This window comes from Klebsiella sp., from assembly GCF_027492335.1.
GTDB classification, from domain to species: domain Bacteria; phylum Pseudomonadota; class Gammaproteobacteria; order Enterobacterales; family Enterobacteriaceae; genus Klebsiella; species Klebsiella huaxiensis.
This window is the reverse complement of record NZ_JAPUEW010000017.1, coordinates 95,817-111,492: the sequence shown is the minus strand read 5'-3', so window position 1 is coordinate 111,492 and position 15,676 is coordinate 95,817. Positions and strand designations below refer to the sequence as shown.

Annotated in this window: 15 protein-coding genes; 1 reads left to right on the top strand and 14 read right to left on the bottom strand. The window is 53.8% G+C overall.

Features of this window, described 5'->3' with window-relative positions; translation table 11 throughout:
• From menC to QVF11_RS07245, 6 genes are all read right to left on the bottom strand, one after another.
• A partial coding sequence (gene menC / locus QVF11_RS07270) for an o-succinylbenzoate synthase (RefSeq protein WP_287855954.1) occupies positions 1 to 655 on the bottom strand: 655 nt, incomplete at its 3' end.
• The gene (menB, locus tag QVF11_RS07265) at positions 655 to 1,512 is read right to left on the bottom strand and encodes a 1,4-dihydroxy-2-naphthoyl-CoA synthase (RefSeq protein WP_112213007.1); all 858 of its coding nucleotides are present in this window, start codon (positions 1,510 to 1,512) and stop codon (positions 655 to 657) included. The genes menB and menC, both read right to left, overlap by 1 nt.
• A 14-nt stretch (positions 1,513 to 1,526) precedes the next feature.
• Entirely contained in the window at positions 1,527 to 2,285 is a 759-nt protein-coding gene (menH, locus tag QVF11_RS07260) for a 2-succinyl-6-hydroxy-2,4-cyclohexadiene-1-carboxylate synthase (protein ID WP_287855952.1), read from the bottom strand.
• Positions 2,282 to 3,952 (bottom strand): 2-succinyl-5-enolpyruvyl-6-hydroxy-3-cyclohexene-1-carboxylic-acid synthase, encoded by a 1,671-nt coding sequence (menD, locus tag QVF11_RS07255; RefSeq protein ID WP_287855950.1) that lies wholly within the window; start codon positions 3,950 to 3,952, stop codon positions 2,282 to 2,284. The genes menH and menD overlap by 4 nt, the downstream gene beginning before the upstream one ends.
• A 77-nt stretch (positions 3,953 to 4,029) precedes the next feature.
• Entirely contained in the window at positions 4,030 to 5,325 is a 1,296-nt protein-coding gene (gene menF / locus QVF11_RS07250) for an isochorismate synthase MenF (protein ID WP_287855948.1), read from the bottom strand.
• Positions 5,326 to 5,421: 96 nt separating this feature from the next.
• Positions 5,422 to 5,883: a GNAT family N-acetyltransferase gene (locus tag QVF11_RS07245; protein WP_112213003.1), complete on the bottom strand. Its 462-nt coding sequence runs from the start codon at positions 5,881 to 5,883 to the stop codon at positions 5,422 to 5,424.
• 206 nt (positions 5,884 to 6,089) lie between these two features.
• Here QVF11_RS07245 and rnz point away from each other — a divergent pair, with 206 nt between their 5' ends.
• Positions 6,090 to 7,010, top strand: coding sequence for a ribonuclease Z (rnz, locus tag QVF11_RS07240; protein WP_287855947.1), 921 nt, complete (start codon positions 6,090 to 6,092; stop codon positions 7,008 to 7,010).
• Positions 7,011 to 7,059: 49 nt separating this feature from the next.
• On the opposite strand, the gene QVF11_RS07235 is transcribed toward rnz, so the two are convergent.
• From QVF11_RS07235 to nuoN, 8 genes are all read right to left on the bottom strand, one after another.
• Positions 7,060 to 7,590: a tyrosine-type recombinase/integrase gene (locus QVF11_RS07235; RefSeq protein WP_112213001.1), complete on the bottom strand. Its 531-nt coding sequence runs from the start codon at positions 7,588 to 7,590 to the stop codon at positions 7,060 to 7,062.
• 34 nt (positions 7,591 to 7,624) lie between these two features.
• Positions 7,625 to 8,134 carry a fimbrial protein gene (locus QVF11_RS07230; RefSeq protein WP_112213000.1) on the bottom strand — a complete coding sequence of 170 codons (510 nt, stop codon included), beginning with the start codon at positions 8,132 to 8,134 and terminating at the stop codon, positions 7,625 to 7,627.
• Between the two features lie 12 nt (positions 8,135 to 8,146).
• Complete coding sequence (locus QVF11_RS07225; RefSeq protein WP_287855944.1) at positions 8,147 to 9,184, bottom strand: fimbrial protein; 1,038 nt, start codon at positions 9,182 to 9,184, stop codon at positions 8,147 to 8,149.
• A 19-nt stretch (positions 9,185 to 9,203) separates the two neighbouring features.
• Positions 9,204 to 11,753, bottom strand: coding sequence for a fimbria/pilus outer membrane usher protein (locus QVF11_RS07220; protein ID WP_287855942.1), 2,550 nt, complete (start codon positions 11,751 to 11,753; stop codon positions 9,204 to 9,206).
• A 30-nt stretch (positions 11,754 to 11,783) separates the two neighbouring features.
• Entirely contained in the window at positions 11,784 to 12,446 is a 663-nt protein-coding gene (locus tag QVF11_RS07215; protein WP_287855940.1) for a fimbrial biogenesis chaperone, read from the bottom strand.
• A gap of 63 nt (positions 12,447 to 12,509) precedes the next feature.
• Positions 12,510 to 13,037, bottom strand: coding sequence for a fimbrial protein (locus QVF11_RS07210; RefSeq protein ID WP_112212996.1), 528 nt, complete (start codon positions 13,035 to 13,037; stop codon positions 12,510 to 12,512).
• A gap of 426 nt (positions 13,038 to 13,463) precedes the next feature.
• Positions 13,464 to 14,015, bottom strand: coding sequence for a tyrosine-type DNA invertase (locus QVF11_RS07205; protein WP_112212995.1), 552 nt, complete (start codon positions 14,013 to 14,015; stop codon positions 13,464 to 13,466).
• A 198-nt stretch (positions 14,016 to 14,213) separates the two neighbouring features.
• Entirely contained in the window at positions 14,214 to 15,671 is a 1,458-nt protein-coding gene (nuoN, locus tag QVF11_RS07200) for an NADH-quinone oxidoreductase subunit NuoN (RefSeq protein ID WP_112212994.1), read from the bottom strand.
• Positions 15,672 to 15,676 lie beyond the last annotated feature (5 nt).

Below are 15,676 nucleotides of genomic sequence, written 5' to 3'. Positions count from 1 at the left end.
CGCGCAGGCTCTCATCCCAGGCAATTGCGATACCCGTTTCCTGTGCAAAAGCACGTGAGTCGTCGCGAGTTTTGCAGGGTTCTTCAAGGAAGGCGATACGCACACGATATTGCGGATCGACGTATTTGGCGAACTGCTGGGCTTTCAGCGGCGTCCAGGCACGGTTGGCGTCAAGACGCAATGTCAAATCAGGGATCGCTTCCAGCAGCAGGTTCACTACCATGCCATCGCGCACCGCCTCATACAGGCCAACTTTGACCTTCGCGACTTTCTCGCCAGGCATCAGCGAAAGCTTCGCAAACAGCTCGTCCGGGTCGCCGGAACAGAGCGGTGCCACACGATAGTCCGCCGCCTGCGGCAGCTCGTCATCCAGTTCCGCCAGCGCGCAGCTCACGCCGAAAGCCGCTGAAGGCAGCGTCGGCAGCGCGGCGTCTTCACCATCGCGCCAGGCTTGCGCCCAGGCAAGCAGCGCCGCCTGCGCTTCGTCCAGCGTTTCAAGGCTGAATCCCGGCAGGGGAGATATTTCTCCCCAACCTTCGCGCTCGCCGTCGCGCAAACACAGGAGCAAGCCATCGCGGTTTTTTAACCGCCGTTCACGCAGCACCACCCCCGCGTCCATCGGTAGCTGCCAGCGGTAAACTTGCGCCTGTCGCATTATGGATTCCGTTTAAATTTGCTGAAGTCCGGCTGACGCTTCTGGTTGAACGCGTTACGCCCTTCCTGACCCTCTTCGGTCATGTAAAACAGCATAGTGGCGTTACCTGCCAGCTCCTGCAGCCCCGCCTGACCATCGCAGTCAGCGTTCAGCGCCGCCTTCAGGCAGCGCAGCGCCATCGGGCTGTTTTGCAGCATTTCGCGACACCAGCGCACAGTCTCTTTTTCCAGGTCCGCCAGCGGAACCACGGTGTTGACCAGGCCCATATCCAGCGCGGCTTTCGCGTCGTATTGACGGCACAGGAACCAGATTTCGCGAGCTTTTTTCTGCCCAACGATGCGCGCCATATAGGATGCGCCCCAGCCGCCGTCGAAGGAACCGACTTTCGGGCCGGTCTGGCCGAAGATGGCGTTTTCCGCCGCGATGGTCAGATCGCACATCATATGCAGTACGTGACCGCCGCCGATGGAGTAGCCCGCGACCATCGCCACCACCGGTTTCGGGCAGGTGCGAATTTGACGCTGGAAATCGAGCACGTTGAGGTGGTGAACGCCGGAGTCATCCTGGTATCCGCCGTAGTCGCCGCGAACTTTCTGATCGCCACCGGCACAGAACGCCTTGTCGCCTTCGCCGGTCAGGACGATAACGCCGATATTGTCGTCATAGCGGGCATCCGCCAGCGCCTGAATCATCTCTTTAACGGTCAGCGGGCGAAAGGCGTTGCGGACCTGCGGGCGGTTAATGGTGATTTTAGCAATCCCATCCGCCGACTTTTGATAACGAATGTCGGTGTAGCCTTCAGAACAGTCCTGCCATTCAACCGGGGCGTAAAGCATTGCTTCATCAAGAGAGATCATAAAGTGTCCTTCAGTTAACTCGCTAAAAACTGCGCCAGACAAGCAACTACCGCGGCAGGATTTTCCCGATGCGCGTTGTGTCCAGCATGATTAATCACGTGCGTGGTTGCGGATAGCTCATCTGCGATGGCGCGAAACTTGCCATCTCTTTCGCCGCAAAGGTAATGAAATGGGAAATCACGAGTGCGTAATGCCCCACGGAGATCGGGCTGTTGACCAAGTGAGGTCGCCAGCAACATCGCCGCTAAAGTCGTACCGTTGTTACGGCTGCGCAGCGCAACCAGCGCCGCGCGCTGGGGCTCATCAAGGGAGGCAAAGACCAGCTGCTGATACCAGTCGGCGAAAACCTGCGCCAATGGCTCACAGCGAAAGCGTTCAGCCCATGCTGCATCGCTTCGTAGGCGCAGCAGACGCTGGCTGTCATCCTGCAAGCCCGGATGCCCGCCTTCGACGACCAGCCCGCATAGACCTTTACGCGGCTGGCTGGCATAGGCCATCGCCACCCGTCCGCCAAGGGAGTACCCCACTAGCCAGTACTTTAGTATGTTGTAACTATTCAGCGTATTCTTAAGGAGCTGGCAGACATCAGCAAAGTCTCTTGCTTCGATATTCGCCGATCCGCCGTGGCCCGGTAGATCAATATACAAACACGGATATGCGCTGAACGCCTGCCCCACCGTCCGCCATTCGTGGCTGTCGCCGGAAAAGCCGTGCAAAAAGACCAGCCAGGGATAGCCGGACTGCCCGCGTTCAACCACCGCGTGCAGCGTCATAATTGGCTCACCTGCGCCAGTAACTGCTGTAAAGTTTGTGCGCCGTCGGTTTCATTGACCACCATTTCGATCAGCGTTGCGCCAGGCCCTCGCCAGGCAACCTCCAACGCATTCTCCAGTTCATCCCATCCCGCCGGGCGATGGTACGTCAGATTGAACATCGCCGCCGCATGCTCGAAGTGGATATTCTGCGGCATCAGATAAAACTGGCTGCGCTGGTCCTGCGGCGTCGGCAGCAGAGAAAAAATCTGCCCGCCGTTATTGTTGACGACAATCAGTACCAGCGGCGCTGAAGCTTGACGCATCAGCGCCAGCGAGTTGAGATCGTAGAGCGCAGACAGATCGCCAACAATAGCCAGCGTTGGGCGAGCGCTGGCGCGCTGCACTCCGGTAGCCGTCGCCAACAGGCCGTCGATTCCGCTGGCACCGCGATTACTGTAAACCGGGTAGCCTGCCGGTAGCTGCGACAGCGCGTCAATTAAGCGCACCGCCAGGCTGTTGCCGACAAACAGCTGGCCCTGATCCGGTAGATAGCGGTGAATGCGCTGCGCCAGCTGCGCCTCACCGAATTCCTTGCTGCTGGCAACCGCCGCCTGCCATGCCCGGCGCGCCAACTCAGGAATCACGACGGCCCACGGCTGGCGCTTCTCCGCCGGGTGTAGATCCAGCCAACGATCGATGGAACAGACGAGACGACGCCCCCGATGCTGCGCCGGGTCAAGCCGCCCCGGCAGGTTATCCACCAGCCAGTACTCTTCAGGCTCACAGGTCGCCTGCCACTGCAAAACGCGTTTGCCGGTCAGGCTGCTGCCCAACTGGACAATGATTTGCGCCTGCGCCAGTTCGCTGACCGCTTTTGCGTTTCCGAGCCACAGGTCAGCGCACGGTAACGGCTGTCCGGTTTGCGAGAGCACGTCGCCAATCAGCGGCCAGCCGAGCGTTTTCGCCCATTCGGCCACTTTCTTGCCTTCTTCGGCGCTCATGCGCCCGGCAACGATCACGCCGCGTTTTTGTCGCCAGAAAAACCAGTCGCGCTGCTTATCACTTGAAAGATGCAGAGACTGGCGCAGCCACGGTTTTTCACTCTGCCACCAGTCACCTAGCTGCTGCTGCCACTGGATGCCGGTATCGTCCATATCGCCGTACAACGGTTCGGCAAACGGACAGTTGATATGCACGCCGCCGGAATGCAGCGCGCCAAGCGCCTGATCGAGGGTCGAGACCAGCCAGCGGGCAGGAATATCCTGCGACGGTCGCGGCAGCGATATCGTCTGCGATGGATGCGAGGCAAACATACCCGGCTGGCGAATGGCTTGATTGGCACCGCAGTCGATCAGCTCTGGTGGCCGGTCAGCGGTAAGCAAAATGAGTTTCTCGCCAGTCAATCCGGCCTCTATCAGCGCTGGATAGAGGTTGGCCGTGGCGGTACCGGACGTAACAATTACCGCCACCGGCTGGCCGCTGGCTTTCGCCAGGCCCAGCGCCAGATGGCCGAGACCGCGTTCGTCAAAATGGGTATGATGGATAAAAGCGCGGTTTTCCGCCGCCGCCAGGGTTAAGGGCGTTGAGCGCGAGCCGGGCGCAATGCAGATATGCTGCACGCCGTGGCGCGTTAAAGCTTCAAGGATCACCGCCGCCCAGCGTCGGTTAAATGCGCTTACTGACATGAATTTGTCCGGTATCAAATATTGAGGCTAAGTATAGATAATACAAAGTGATCGAGCTTTGATATGCATCGTTTTATCTAGGTTTCTGCAAGCAGTAACGAGCGCAATCCCGCCGCTTTATTGTCAATTTCCAGCCACTCTTGTTCAGGGTCCGAACCGCTGACGATTCCTGCCCCGGCGTACAATCTGAGCTTGTTTTGCTCTACTTGCGCCGAACGTAGGGACACGCAGAATTCACTTTGCGCCAGCGACAGATAGCCAGCGGAACCGGCATACCAGTCGCGGGTAAAAGGTTCGTGGCGGGTGATAAAATCCAGCGCCGTCTGTCGTGGTAAACCGGCAACCGCCGCCGTGGGCTGGAGTCGGTGCAGGCAGCGGGCGTCATCAGGTTTATCCAGCTCGGCCCAGATGCAGCGCCGCAGATGCTGTACTTTACGCAGGCGGACGATCTGCGGCGGCAGTACCTCCAGCGCACGAGTCTCCCCCTGCATTCGCTGACAAATATCTTCCACCACCAGCATATTTTCGCGCTGGTTTTTATCATCGCTCATCAGCCAGTCTGCCAGCTTTTGTGCCTGACGATCGTCCTCATGGCTGGCAGCAGTCCCCGCCAGCGCCTCGGTCCGCAACAGCACGCCGCGCCGACGCCACAGCCGCTCCGGGGTTGCGCCGAAGAAGGCCTGCTGCGAATTAAAAGCCATCAGGAAATGGAAGCAGTTGAGGTTAATACGGCGACTGGCGGCGACGATCGCGCCCGCATTTAACGGGGCAGAAAAATGTAAATCAGTGGCGCGGGCCAATACCACTTTGTCCATTTCCCCTGCCGCTATCGCCTGAGTGGCCTGCATAATCAACTCTCGCCACTGTGGATACGCCGGAAAATGCTGTTCGCTATGCAGATAAGGTATCGCCGTAGTTTGCGCTTGCTCCGTCGTTAACAAACGAAGGAATTCCCGCGCCGCGCGGGCATCGTCGCAGAGCGAAGTATCGCTGCACAGCACCAGACGTAGCGTGGCGTTACCGCCCAGGCGACGCCACTCCAGCCTCGGCAGTATCAGCATGCCCCGCTGCGGATCAAAGGCGTTAAGGCCGCAAATCCGCAGGTCGTCGCGCCCCTGTCGCTGCAAAAAAGCGTGCGCCTGGCTCAGAGAAGAAAAGGTTTTTACCGCCCCTAGCGCAGCCAGCTCTTCATCACCGTTGCGCTGCTGCCAGTAGAATTGCGGCCAATGCGGCTGATGGCAGCACCACAACAGAGGATCAAAAGCGTCATTCAGCACAAAGGGGATATCGAAAATTCGCGTGCCGGGCGATGGCGGGAAATCTTCAGCCAGACAGCCGGACAGGCTTTCCAGCGCGGTGGAAACAGACAGCACGCAAACCTCCACGGAGTAAAAACCCCATATTATACGGGGTACTGCGATGAAATAGCAGTACCCACGATGAGGGAGCGGCTTTAACCAACACGATGGTTAGTGGGTGGCAATTTCGCGCGCCATGCCGATATGATCGATGCCGTCCTCGTCATAAACCTCGGTGACCGGCACAAAGCCGAAGCTGGCATAAAATTTTTGCAGATGTGCCTGAGCGCCAAGATAGATAGCCTTTTGCGGCCAGTGCTGACGACAGCTGGCCAGCGCCTGCTCCATCAGTTGGTAGCCTAGCTTCTCGCCGCGCACCGCCGGGCTGACTATGACCCGCCCAATCACCACCGGCTCAAACTCATCATCGCTCTTGAGAATACGCGCGTAGGCCACCAGTTCATCGCCGCGCCAGCCGAGAAGATGACGGTTTTCGCCCACCAGATCGTCGCCGTCAACGTCCTGATAGGCGCAGGTTTGTTCGACAACGAACACCGCGCAGCGTAACTTGAGTACAGCATAGAGCTGTGGGACGGTCAGTTCGGCGTGGTGAAGATCCTGCCATGTAATCATCTGCTGTTCCTTAATTGGTATACTTAGAGCCTATCCCAGTAGGCGTTATTGGCGCAGCCAGTTTGGGCACGGACAGCGCGGAGAAACCGGAGCGTACACGTAGTACGTGAGGATTTCGAGCACTGCCCAGGTCCAAAATGGCAAGTGAAATAGTCCTAATGGGATAGGCTCTCAATCTTTGACTTACGCCCTAAGGACACTGGACGATGGAATTACTATTTTTGGGGACATCCGCTGGCGTGCCCACCCGTACGCGTAATATGACGTCGATAGTGTTGAATTTGCAACAGCCAACAACGGCTGAGATGTGGTTGTTCGACTGCGGGGAGGGAACCCAGCATCAGTTTCTGCAAACCCCTTATCACCCCGGCAAACTGAATAAGATTTTTATCACCCATTTACATGGCGATCATCTGTTCGGCCTTCCCGGTCTGCTATGCAGTCGCTCGATGCAGGGTAATTCGCTGCCGCTGACGCTGTATGGGCCAAAAGGGCTTAAGGAGTTCGTAGAAACCGCGCTGCGCCTTAGTGGTTCCTGGACCGATTATCCGCTAACCATCGTCGAGGTCGGGCCTGGTTTGGTGTTTGATGAACAGGGCTATCGGGTTAGTGCATATCCGTTAAATCATCCGGTTGAGTGTTATGGCTATCGAATCGAGCAGCACGATAAACCAGGTGCTCTTGATGCCGCCCGGCTTATCGCTGACGGCGTCCCCTCCGGTCCGTTGTTCCACCGTTTAAAGCAAGGATTAACGGTTGAGCTGGAAGATGGGCGGATAATTGACGGTAGCCGCTATCTTGGTCCGGCGACACCGGGGAAAAAGCTGGCTATTTTCGGCGATACGGCACCCTGCCCGGAGGCGCTGGAACTGGCACGCGACGTGGATGTCATGGTCCACGAGGTCACTCTGGAGCAGGTGATGGCGGAAAAAGCCAATAGCCGCGGGCATTCAGTCAGTCAACAGACGGCCGCGCTGGCGCGCGATGCAGGCGTCGGTACGCTTATCGCCACTCATTTTAGCTCACGCTATGATGTTAAGGGCTGTCAGCGCCTTCTTGCTGAATGTCAGGAGGTTTTTCCGTCAACTTTGTTAGCGGAAGATTTTCTGGCCTATACCCTGGACTAAAAGCGGGCGTCGCGCGGTGAATAACGGCCGCCGCGTTTACGCCCGTAAATTACTCTTCAACATAACCGTTATAACGCAGGATAGATTTTAAATTCCGATAGCCAAGGTAATCCTGAATAGAGTCGTCATCAATGCCTTTCTTACCCAGTTCATAGCCACAGGCATGACGCAGCATTCGTGGGTGAACATTCTGCTTTAGCTTCGCTAGTTCACAGCATTCGCGAATAATTTGATAGAAACGCTGTCGGGTCATCTTATTTCCCCTTGAGGAGAGAAAAAGAAGATCGCTATGGGCCGGGTAACATTCCCGAGCCAGCAGCCAGCGCTGCAACGAAATAACCTCTTTCGGCTGCAAAGGGTGATAACCTGATACACCGTGGCGAGCCCGGCGAATATAGACCCGCTTACCGGGCAAGTCGACATCACTCAATGTTAATGCCGTGATTTCATTAATTCGACAACCGTGCAGAAAGCACATTTGAATCATGCAGCTATTTCTTTCCGGGTGAGCACAATAATGTGCAGCAAGAACCAGACGCTCAACGTCTTTCTCGCTAAGATATTCCGTTTCATCCTGCATACGACATTCCTTTTCATCCATTTAACTCATAAAATTACTGATAGGTAAAAGTCAGTTGCACCACTGATTCGAATTTCCCGACCGTTACCCCGCCTTGGGTTGAATATAAGCGAGCAGCCAGCGGAAATTCACCCTTGCCGGTACTGCTGTTAATAGCAATGGTCATTTGATCCTGATTTTTATATGTTATTGAATGATCGGTACTGGTTATCTGCAGCGCGATATTCTGCGCCGCATCACTGGCAGCCATATTGGCGAAATGCGTAGCGTCATCGCCATCGGTGACACCATCAAACTTCACCGTCGCTTTGGTGGTTCCTGCCGGGCAGTTTTCTATATTTAAGCTAAAGGTTTTCCACCCTGAAACGTCACCAGCCGATTGAAAATCAATATTCAGGAGCGTACCAAAATTCACCTCCTGATATTTTGTATCGGTGCTTACGTCACAGGGAAGATAATAAATATTACCTTTAACATTCAGAGGAATTCCGCCCCAGGATGAAAAAACAGGCAGCAACAATACCAACCACAGTGCCTTTTTCATTATTCTCTCCTGTTATTCAATTTCTGCCTGAATAGTTGCCGTAGCCGTAAATCCACCGCCATCAGGTAAATTACCTGTAGTATTAATCGGATAGATTTTCATGGTCGTATTCCCGGTCTGGGTCGAATAATTCAGATTGACCGGCAGAAGCCCAGAGATGACCGGAATTTTGACACCGGTAATATTTTCAATCCGTACCGCAATATCGCTATTGGTGGTCACCAGCGCAGTATTGTCATGGCTATCCTGTGTTCCCTGGAATGAAAGGGAGATTTTGACCCCAGCGGAAATATTGGTGCAGGCCACGGTCATATTTACCGTATGCGGGGTAAATCCCGTCGGCATTTGGTTTGCCGTCTTAAAATTATTGGCGGCAATATCGCCAAAATCAACATTAATCGGCTGACCGGTATTTATCTCACAGGATTGCGGTACCGTAACCGAACCGCTCATTGTTATCTGCGTCATCGGAATGGAGCTGTAGCTCCCCGATCTCCTTGTTCCATAGACATTAAGTATTATCGTCGGAGGAATTGTCACCTGTCCAACAAATGGCCTGGTAAAGTAGAGTGAAATATACCCAAGCGAGCCAGTATCGAAAGATGAACCGCCAACATTGCAGACAAAGGAGTTGTTATTCAAATTACTTGCATCCTGGACCGGTGTCGGAACGTATTTGTTCAGTTTGCCCGCAATAAACAATTCACTAGCAATTTCCAGATACTGATTAAGCCGGTAGTAGTTCAGTCCGCTGCGGGTTTGCGTTGCAATCAGTCCAGGAACCGTCGCTTTATACAGAATGGGTACACCACTGACCGTTTGGCAATCACATTTAGCCTGATAAGTTCCCCCGGTATTCCAATTGTATAGACGGAGAAACTCCATCCCAGCCTGGTTTTGCATGGGATTCGTAAAGGTTTCAATAAATGAAAAATGGTCCTGAAAAGGGGTTTTGGTTATGGTTTCACACCATTCGGTGGCCGCCATCGCCTGCGGTGATATCGCCAACGCCGTCAGGCCTGCTAACATTCCCCATGAAAATCGTTTCATTGTTTCTGCATCCTTTCGATTAGCGGCATAGCCCCTGGGCTACAATAATACCGGTGAGGGTTTTACCTGACGGCAGCGCATACTGGATCCGGCAGCGATCTTGCGTGCCAGAGCCCCATTTCACGTTGAGTACACCGTTAGACTCCAGACCGGTCAGGTAGACTTGTCCGCCCTCGCCAACGATAAACGCCTGCTCTGACGCCGCAGCTCCAGGTACGCTGACCATGGCACCGAAAGGTACAGGCTGGCCATTCGCCCGGCGCACCGTCATCAGCACCCGGTTCCCCACGCTGGTGGTATAGCTTGCGCGAACTACCGCCCCACGGGTTGGCACCACCGTCTGAGTGGTTAGCTCAAGATCGACATCGTCTGGCATCGTGCTAGTGTCAAGGGTCAATATATTCTTACGATACGGCGAGGTATAAGGCACCACGGCATAGCCTCGCCAGTCGGTCCTGACGCCGGTCTGGTTGTTGACACCAACGCCTGAGGCACCTGGCGCTTTAACTAAAGCCAGGGTTTCACCAAAAGGCTGCCCCAACGTCAGGCCATTTTCATGCGCCAGCACCCCGCCGCGTAGGGCGTAGTTCAGGCGATGGCTGTATTTATCATGGCTGTAGCCGCCAGTGAGCTCAGCATAGGTCGCACGCCAGTCGGCATTGATGTTGCCGCTCTCCCCTCTTCCCTGGCTGGTATAGCCTTCCTGTACGCTCCAGCTCAGGTTATTACGCTCCAGTAAGGTGCCGGAGAGGCCCAGATTATTGCTGGTAGAGCCATTTTTACTGCTATTCAGGGAGTAGTTGGCATAAACCGGCTTCGGTAGCCATTCGCCCAGAGGAATGCTAATGCTCAGCGCGAACAAGTGATCTTCGTCATTACGCTTACCGGTGCTATGGTCAGTGGTATTGCGGTTATAGCTGTAGTTCATGCTATAACTGATGCCGCGCCAGCTGTTGTTGTAGCCGACGCCGACGGACTCCATCGTGCGCCCGGTATTCCAGTAATCTTCGCGGATATAGCTTAACGACATCGACCCCATTTCTTCGCCCAGGCTCTGGCTCAGAGTAACTTCTCCCCGGTTGCGCCGCCGTTCGATTGAAGAGGTATAATTGTCATCCCGGTAGGTATCCAGCACTTCCTGCATATCCCAGTAGCCACTGGTCGCATAGCGATATCCTGCCAGAGAGACGTTGGTGCCCAGTCCCGGGAGATCTTTGCTGTAACGGATGCGTACGGACTGCCCACTCTCTTTGTCTTTATCCTGGCGGTTCGACCAGGCTTGAGTGACGTCCGTTGATACGGCGCCAAGCTCACCGAGGTTTTTCCCCATCCCCAACGCCAGCGACTGATATTTGCTGCTAAACTGGCCGCCGCCGTAAAGGGTTACCCCCCACGGCAAGCCGTAAATAGCCGTCGCTTGTGTGAGCGGTGTTTCATCAATGCTATTGTCGTAGGCTCGGTATACGCCGGAGGTCACGCTATATTTGAGGCGGCCCTCACGCTGCAGAACAGGCAGGGAAGCATATGGCACTATCAGGTTCTGCTCGCTGCCATCGGATTCTTTGATAGTGACCGATAAATCGCCCGATCCGCCAGTTGGATACATATCGGTGATTTCAAAGGCTCCGGGAGAGACATAGGTCTGATAAATCTCATAACCGTTCTGACGAATAATGACCTGAGCATTCGTACGCGCAATCCCCCGGACGACCGGCGCATAGCCGCGCAGGCTTTCCGGTAGCATATCGTCATCGGAAGCCAGCATCGCCCCGCGGAAGGGAATACCTTCAAAAACGTCAGCATCGGTGCTGCTGTCGCCCAGCGTCATCACCCCTTGCAGGGCATTAATATTGCGCTGAGCATAGGTATAAACCGTATCCCAACTGTTACTGGACTCTCCGCCGCTGCTGCTGCGATTCCAGGTCGTGTAGTTGCGTAAACGCCACGGCCCGATGTTAATACCGGGACGCAGGTTGACGTATTGATTATCGCTGTTCGGTGTATCGTTCTTGCGCGACCAATTATTTGCCCCGCTTACGGAGTAGTTCAGCAGAAGAGCCGTAACACCATCATCCCACTGTTTCGGGTCTACCCAGCCCCGCGCCGCGCTGGAAACCGCCGCCTGAGGGAAGCTTAATAGCAGGCGCTGCTGGCTAAAACGGAAATCAGCCTTTGCCTGGGGTATAACCTCCAGATCCGCACAGTCCGCCGATTTACGACCTAATTCAGGAAATTGCTTGACTCGCACGCCCCATTCGGCAAGCTCTTCAACTTTCAGACAGGGCTGCAGTGCCGCTTCACCCGGTACTCGGCTTTGCTGAAAGATGACATCCCGGGTCTCCATAAAGATATTGTTGAGGTAAATATCGACCCGATAGGTTCCCGGCTGCTGCCCTCCGGCCTGTTCGTAAGCCGATAAATCCCTTACGCCCATCTGCGGGCCATCCATTTCCAATAATGCAGGGTTAAACACATCCCGCGCCAGCGCATCATCACACCACGGTATCAAGGCAACGGCCAGAGCTCCGGCTATCCGGTTAAGCCGCCATTTGTTATGGTTATTTTTCATTCTCTCTGGAACTCCCTGGCCCGATAGCCTTTACAAATTAGCGTTATGCTGTGCGCCAATACCGCCGTAATCATTAATCAGTTTCCACCGCAAAGAGCCCGTGCTACCGCGCGGTAAGTCAAAGCTTGCCGTCGCGCCAGGCGCCACCCAGTTGGCTTCTTTAACTTCTGCGCCACCGATTTTTACCTCAGCGAAATTCATATAAAACGCAGTGGGATTAGTGACCTGCAGCGTATTGCCACTGCGCGTCCAGCGAAGCTGCTCCGTCACTGTTTCCGGCGTTCCCGCAACGGATTTCGGCCGATAAATTAATTTGATACGGGTTTTAATGGCGATTTGTAATGTGTTGGCGCCAGCCTTAGCCTGTGAGGATGGAATCGCTTTGATATTCATCCAGAACATACTTTCTTTGTTTTCCGGCAATCCACCGCTATAAATCACTCGCAGGCGGGTTTGCTGCTCACCATCCAGGCGAAATAAAGGCGGCGTTAACAGAAAAGGGGCGGTCCCTTTATCGGTCTCGACCCAGCTTTGGATAAGATAGGGTGTAGCGTCATTGTTGGTTACGCTCAGAGAGGACTCTTTTTTGCCACCGGGATAAATCAGGCGAGTACCGCCAGTGACAACGCCCGCATGTGCCACAGCGCCCACCAACAGCCATCCAGCCATCAGCACTTTCAGGTATCGTTTCATCTACCAGCTCCCTGGAAAAGCGAGCCAATTACGGCTCGCTAGCACGGTCAAATAGACGGAGAATCAGTTGTAGCTGATTGTGAAGTTAGCGGTACCGTTAGCTTTACCAGCAACAACAGTAGTGTCAGTCTGGATATAACGAACGCGGAATGGCAGATCGATATTGCCAGTAGACGGGATGGTCAGGCTGGTAGAACGGGTGAACAACGGCAGGGTATTGTTGTTGCTACCATCAACCAACTGCAGAGCTACGCCTGTAGCGACACTAGGTTCTGCGGTCAGTTGCAGTTTGTCATTGTCGCCGCCAACGTTAGTGCCGGAGAACAGCACCGATGCTTTAGTCACAGTAGTCGGGCAGTTTTCCAGTTTGATATCGAAACCTTGCTCAGCCGCAGTAGAACCGGGACCGGTAAACGCTGTCTTGGCGATCTGTCCCATTTGGACTTCCAGCGGGTTAGACAGGTCGTTGACCACGTCGCAGCCGGCATCAATGATTTCGCCAAGAAACTTCACCTGACCATCATCTGCCAGCGCAGCACCAGAGAACGTCGCGCAGCCGGCAACAACAGCAGCAAGTAATGTTTTTTTCATGATTAATCCTTTTCAATGCAGTCAATGCATTAACTTAAAAGCGCAATACCGTGCGCATCCTTTTATTTACGTTTGATATTAATAACGCACCAAAACATTGACCCATGAAATGGATATAATATTTTGAAGTGGTCATTTTGTATCAATTTGACCACTTCAATTAATTGGAATATAAATTGCCAGGGAAGGCATTTTTGATCTTATATTTACAAGGATAAACCCTAATAAACATGATAAAAAACTAACAGCTGGAGCGAGATACGATTCATACGCACTACAAATTTATTTCAATTAACAAATAGACATATTATATGGTTAATGTAATAACATGAAAAATATAATAAAAAAAATTGTTAGACACAAATTGACATTGTTAATAACCATAGATAGCATAGGAGTCAGTTTGATACAAAATGACTATTTCATTTACCAAACCTCCCTAAACCTCGCATCATTACTTGCAGTATAAATAACCGTATGTTGAATATTCCGATGTCCGAGAAAGTCCTGAATTAATCGCGTATCCACACCGTTATTCGCCAGCGCAAAGCCGCACGCATGGCGCAGCATATGCGGATGGGCGTTGATTTCAAGTTGAGCTTCAAGACTGAGGTTCTTCATCATCTGATATATTCTCTGCCGCGATAAAGGCTGACCATTACGTGATAAAAAAAGCCAACCTGAGTTATTCCCCGGATAATCCTTGCGCACATTTAACCATTCACTGAGAATCTTCTCTTCTCGTTTATAAATAGGATGGGTTGTTGAAAAACCATTCTTCAGCCGCCGAATATAAATAACCCCACTTTGAATATCGATATCAGATAACTTCCAGTGACGAATTTCACTCACTCGGCACCCATGATTAAAACACATCCACAATAAACAGACATCACGCTCCGGATTTGCCCCTCGCCTTGCCGCATCAACCAGACGCTCAACTTCCCCGATGGTTAAATGCTTACGCCTTGTTTTCATTCACTTTCTCCATCAACAACGCACAACAGTGTGCGTAGTAATAATAGTACGGAAAATAAGAGGATGAGGGGAAACGTAAAGTGAGGCTAATATGACAAACCGCATGACAAATACGAATATTAAAGAAAATACACATCCATTTTTCACCGATAAAAAAAGGACCGCCGAAGCGATCCTTTTTCTCAGATAGTTGTCAGGTTACATCAGCGGCATCGCCAGCTGCACGATGCTAATCAACGGCTGCGGCCATACGCCAAGCACCAGCACCAGCAGCGCGGAGATCAGCACTACGATGCCCCCGGCGCTGTACTGCCAGTTAGACGGCGCATCGCGATTGAGTTTCTCCGGTGCGCTCAGATACAGGCTTACCGCAACGCGCAGGTAGTAGTAGAGACCAATTGCCGAACCAACGACCACTGCCCCTACCAGCCACCACAAGTGCGCATGTACACCGACCGCCAGCACGTAGAACTTACCGATAAAGCCCAGCGTCATCGGAATACCGGCGAGGGATAGCATCATCACCGTCATCACAGCCGACAGAATCGGGCGATGCCAGAACAGGCCTCGATATGAATAGAGCGAATCCGCATCCGGCCCGCGATACGGGCTGGACATCAGGCTCACCACGCCAAACGCGCCGAGACTGCTGAACAGATAACCGGCCAGATAGACGCCCACCGCTTCCATCGACATCTCGCCGCTCTGCAGAGCAATCAGCGCCACCAGTAAATAGCCAAGATGAGAAATGGAAGAGTAGCCAAGCAGACGTTTGATATTGGTCTGGCTCAACGCCATCAGGTTACCGAAGATAATCGACGCGAAAGCGATAAGGCCCAGCACCACGCGTACGGCCTCGCTGTTGCCGACTGGCACATACAGGAACAGACGCATCACCACGCCAAAGATAGCAATCTTGCTGGCGGTCGCCAGGAAGGTTGATACTGGCGCAGGCGCGCCCTGGTAGACATCCGGCGTCCACAGATGAAACGGCACCAGCGACAGCTTGAAGCCCAGACCGACAATCATCAAGCCCACACCAGCCAGCAGCAACGGTTCATGTAGCGTGCTGTCAGCCAGGTTCTTACCCAGGGCGAGGAAGGACAGGTTACCGGAGTTCGCATACACCAGCGCGATACCGAACAGCAGGAAAGAAGAAGCGACGGCAGACAGAATGGTGTATTTGATACTGGCTTCCAGCGAGCGTTTCTGACGGAAGGCGTAACCCACCAGACCAAACAGCGGCAGAGAGATAAGCTCAATACCGAGGAACAACGCCGCCAGATGGTTAGCGCCCGCCAGCAGAATACCACCCAACGCGGCGATCAGCACCAGCAGGTAGAACTCTTCTTTATTGTCCTTGTAACCCTCAAGCCACGGATAAGCAAAGGTACAGGTCGCCAGACTCGCGAGCAGCACCAGCCCGGTATAGAGCATGGAATAGCCGTCAACGCGAATCAGCGGCGTCACGTCCATCGCCCCATTCTGCCCCACGAACCAAAGTGAGACTAGCGCGACGTTGAGGCCGAGAACCGATAGCGTGGCATTGAGGAAATGATTGCGTCGCCACGCAATGGAGAGCATCACAACCACCACCGTCAAGCCGACGATCAGCAGCGGTAGCAGTGCGATCAGTTGTTGTGGAGTTATTGTCATGGCGA

Bases quoted from the DNA above. Each gene is read 5' to 3' on its own strand.
- QVF11_RS07225 (WP_287855944.1), bottom strand. From the start codon at position 9,184: ATGAAACGATTTTCATGGGGAATGTTAGCAGGCCTGACGGCGTTGGCG.
- QVF11_RS07245 (WP_112213003.1), bottom strand. From the start codon at position 5,883: ATGATTACATGGCAGGATCTTCACCACGCCGAACTGACCGTCCCACAG.
- menB (WP_112213007.1), bottom strand. From the start codon at position 1,512: ATGATCTCTCTTGATGAAGCAATGCTTTACGCCCCGGTTGAATGGCAG.
- menH (WP_287855952.1), bottom strand. From the start codon at position 2,285: ATGACGCTGCACGCGGTGGTTGAACGCGGGCAGTCCGGCTATCCCTGG.
- QVF11_RS07215 (WP_287855940.1), bottom strand. From the start codon at position 12,446: ATGAAACGATACCTGAAAGTGCTGATGGCTGGATGGCTGTTGGTGGGC.
- menD (WP_287855950.1), bottom strand. From the start codon at position 3,952: ATGTCAGTAAGCGCATTTAACCGACGCTGGGCGGCGGTGATCCTTGAA.
- QVF11_RS07210 (WP_112212996.1), bottom strand. From the start codon at position 13,037: ATGAAAAAAACATTACTTGCTGCTGTTGTTGCCGGCTGCGCGACGTTC.
- QVF11_RS07230 (WP_112213000.1), bottom strand. From the start codon at position 8,134: ATGAAAAAGGCACTGTGGTTGGTATTGTTGCTGCCTGTTTTTTCATCC.
- nuoN (WP_112212994.1), bottom strand. From the start codon at position 15,671: ATGACAATAACTCCACAACAACTGATCGCACTGCTACCGCTGCTGATC.
- QVF11_RS07235 (WP_112213001.1), bottom strand. From the start codon at position 7,590: ATGCAGGATGAAACGGAATATCTTAGCGAGAAAGACGTTGAGCGTCTG.
- QVF11_RS07205 (WP_112212995.1), bottom strand. From the start codon at position 14,015: ATGAAAACAAGGCGTAAGCATTTAACCATCGGGGAAGTTGAGCGTCTG.
- rnz (WP_287855947.1), top strand. From the start codon at position 6,090: ATGGAATTACTATTTTTGGGGACATCCGCTGGCGTGCCCACCCGTACG.
- QVF11_RS07220 (WP_287855942.1), bottom strand. From the start codon at position 11,753: ATGAAAAATAACCATAACAAATGGCGGCTTAACCGGATAGCCGGAGCT.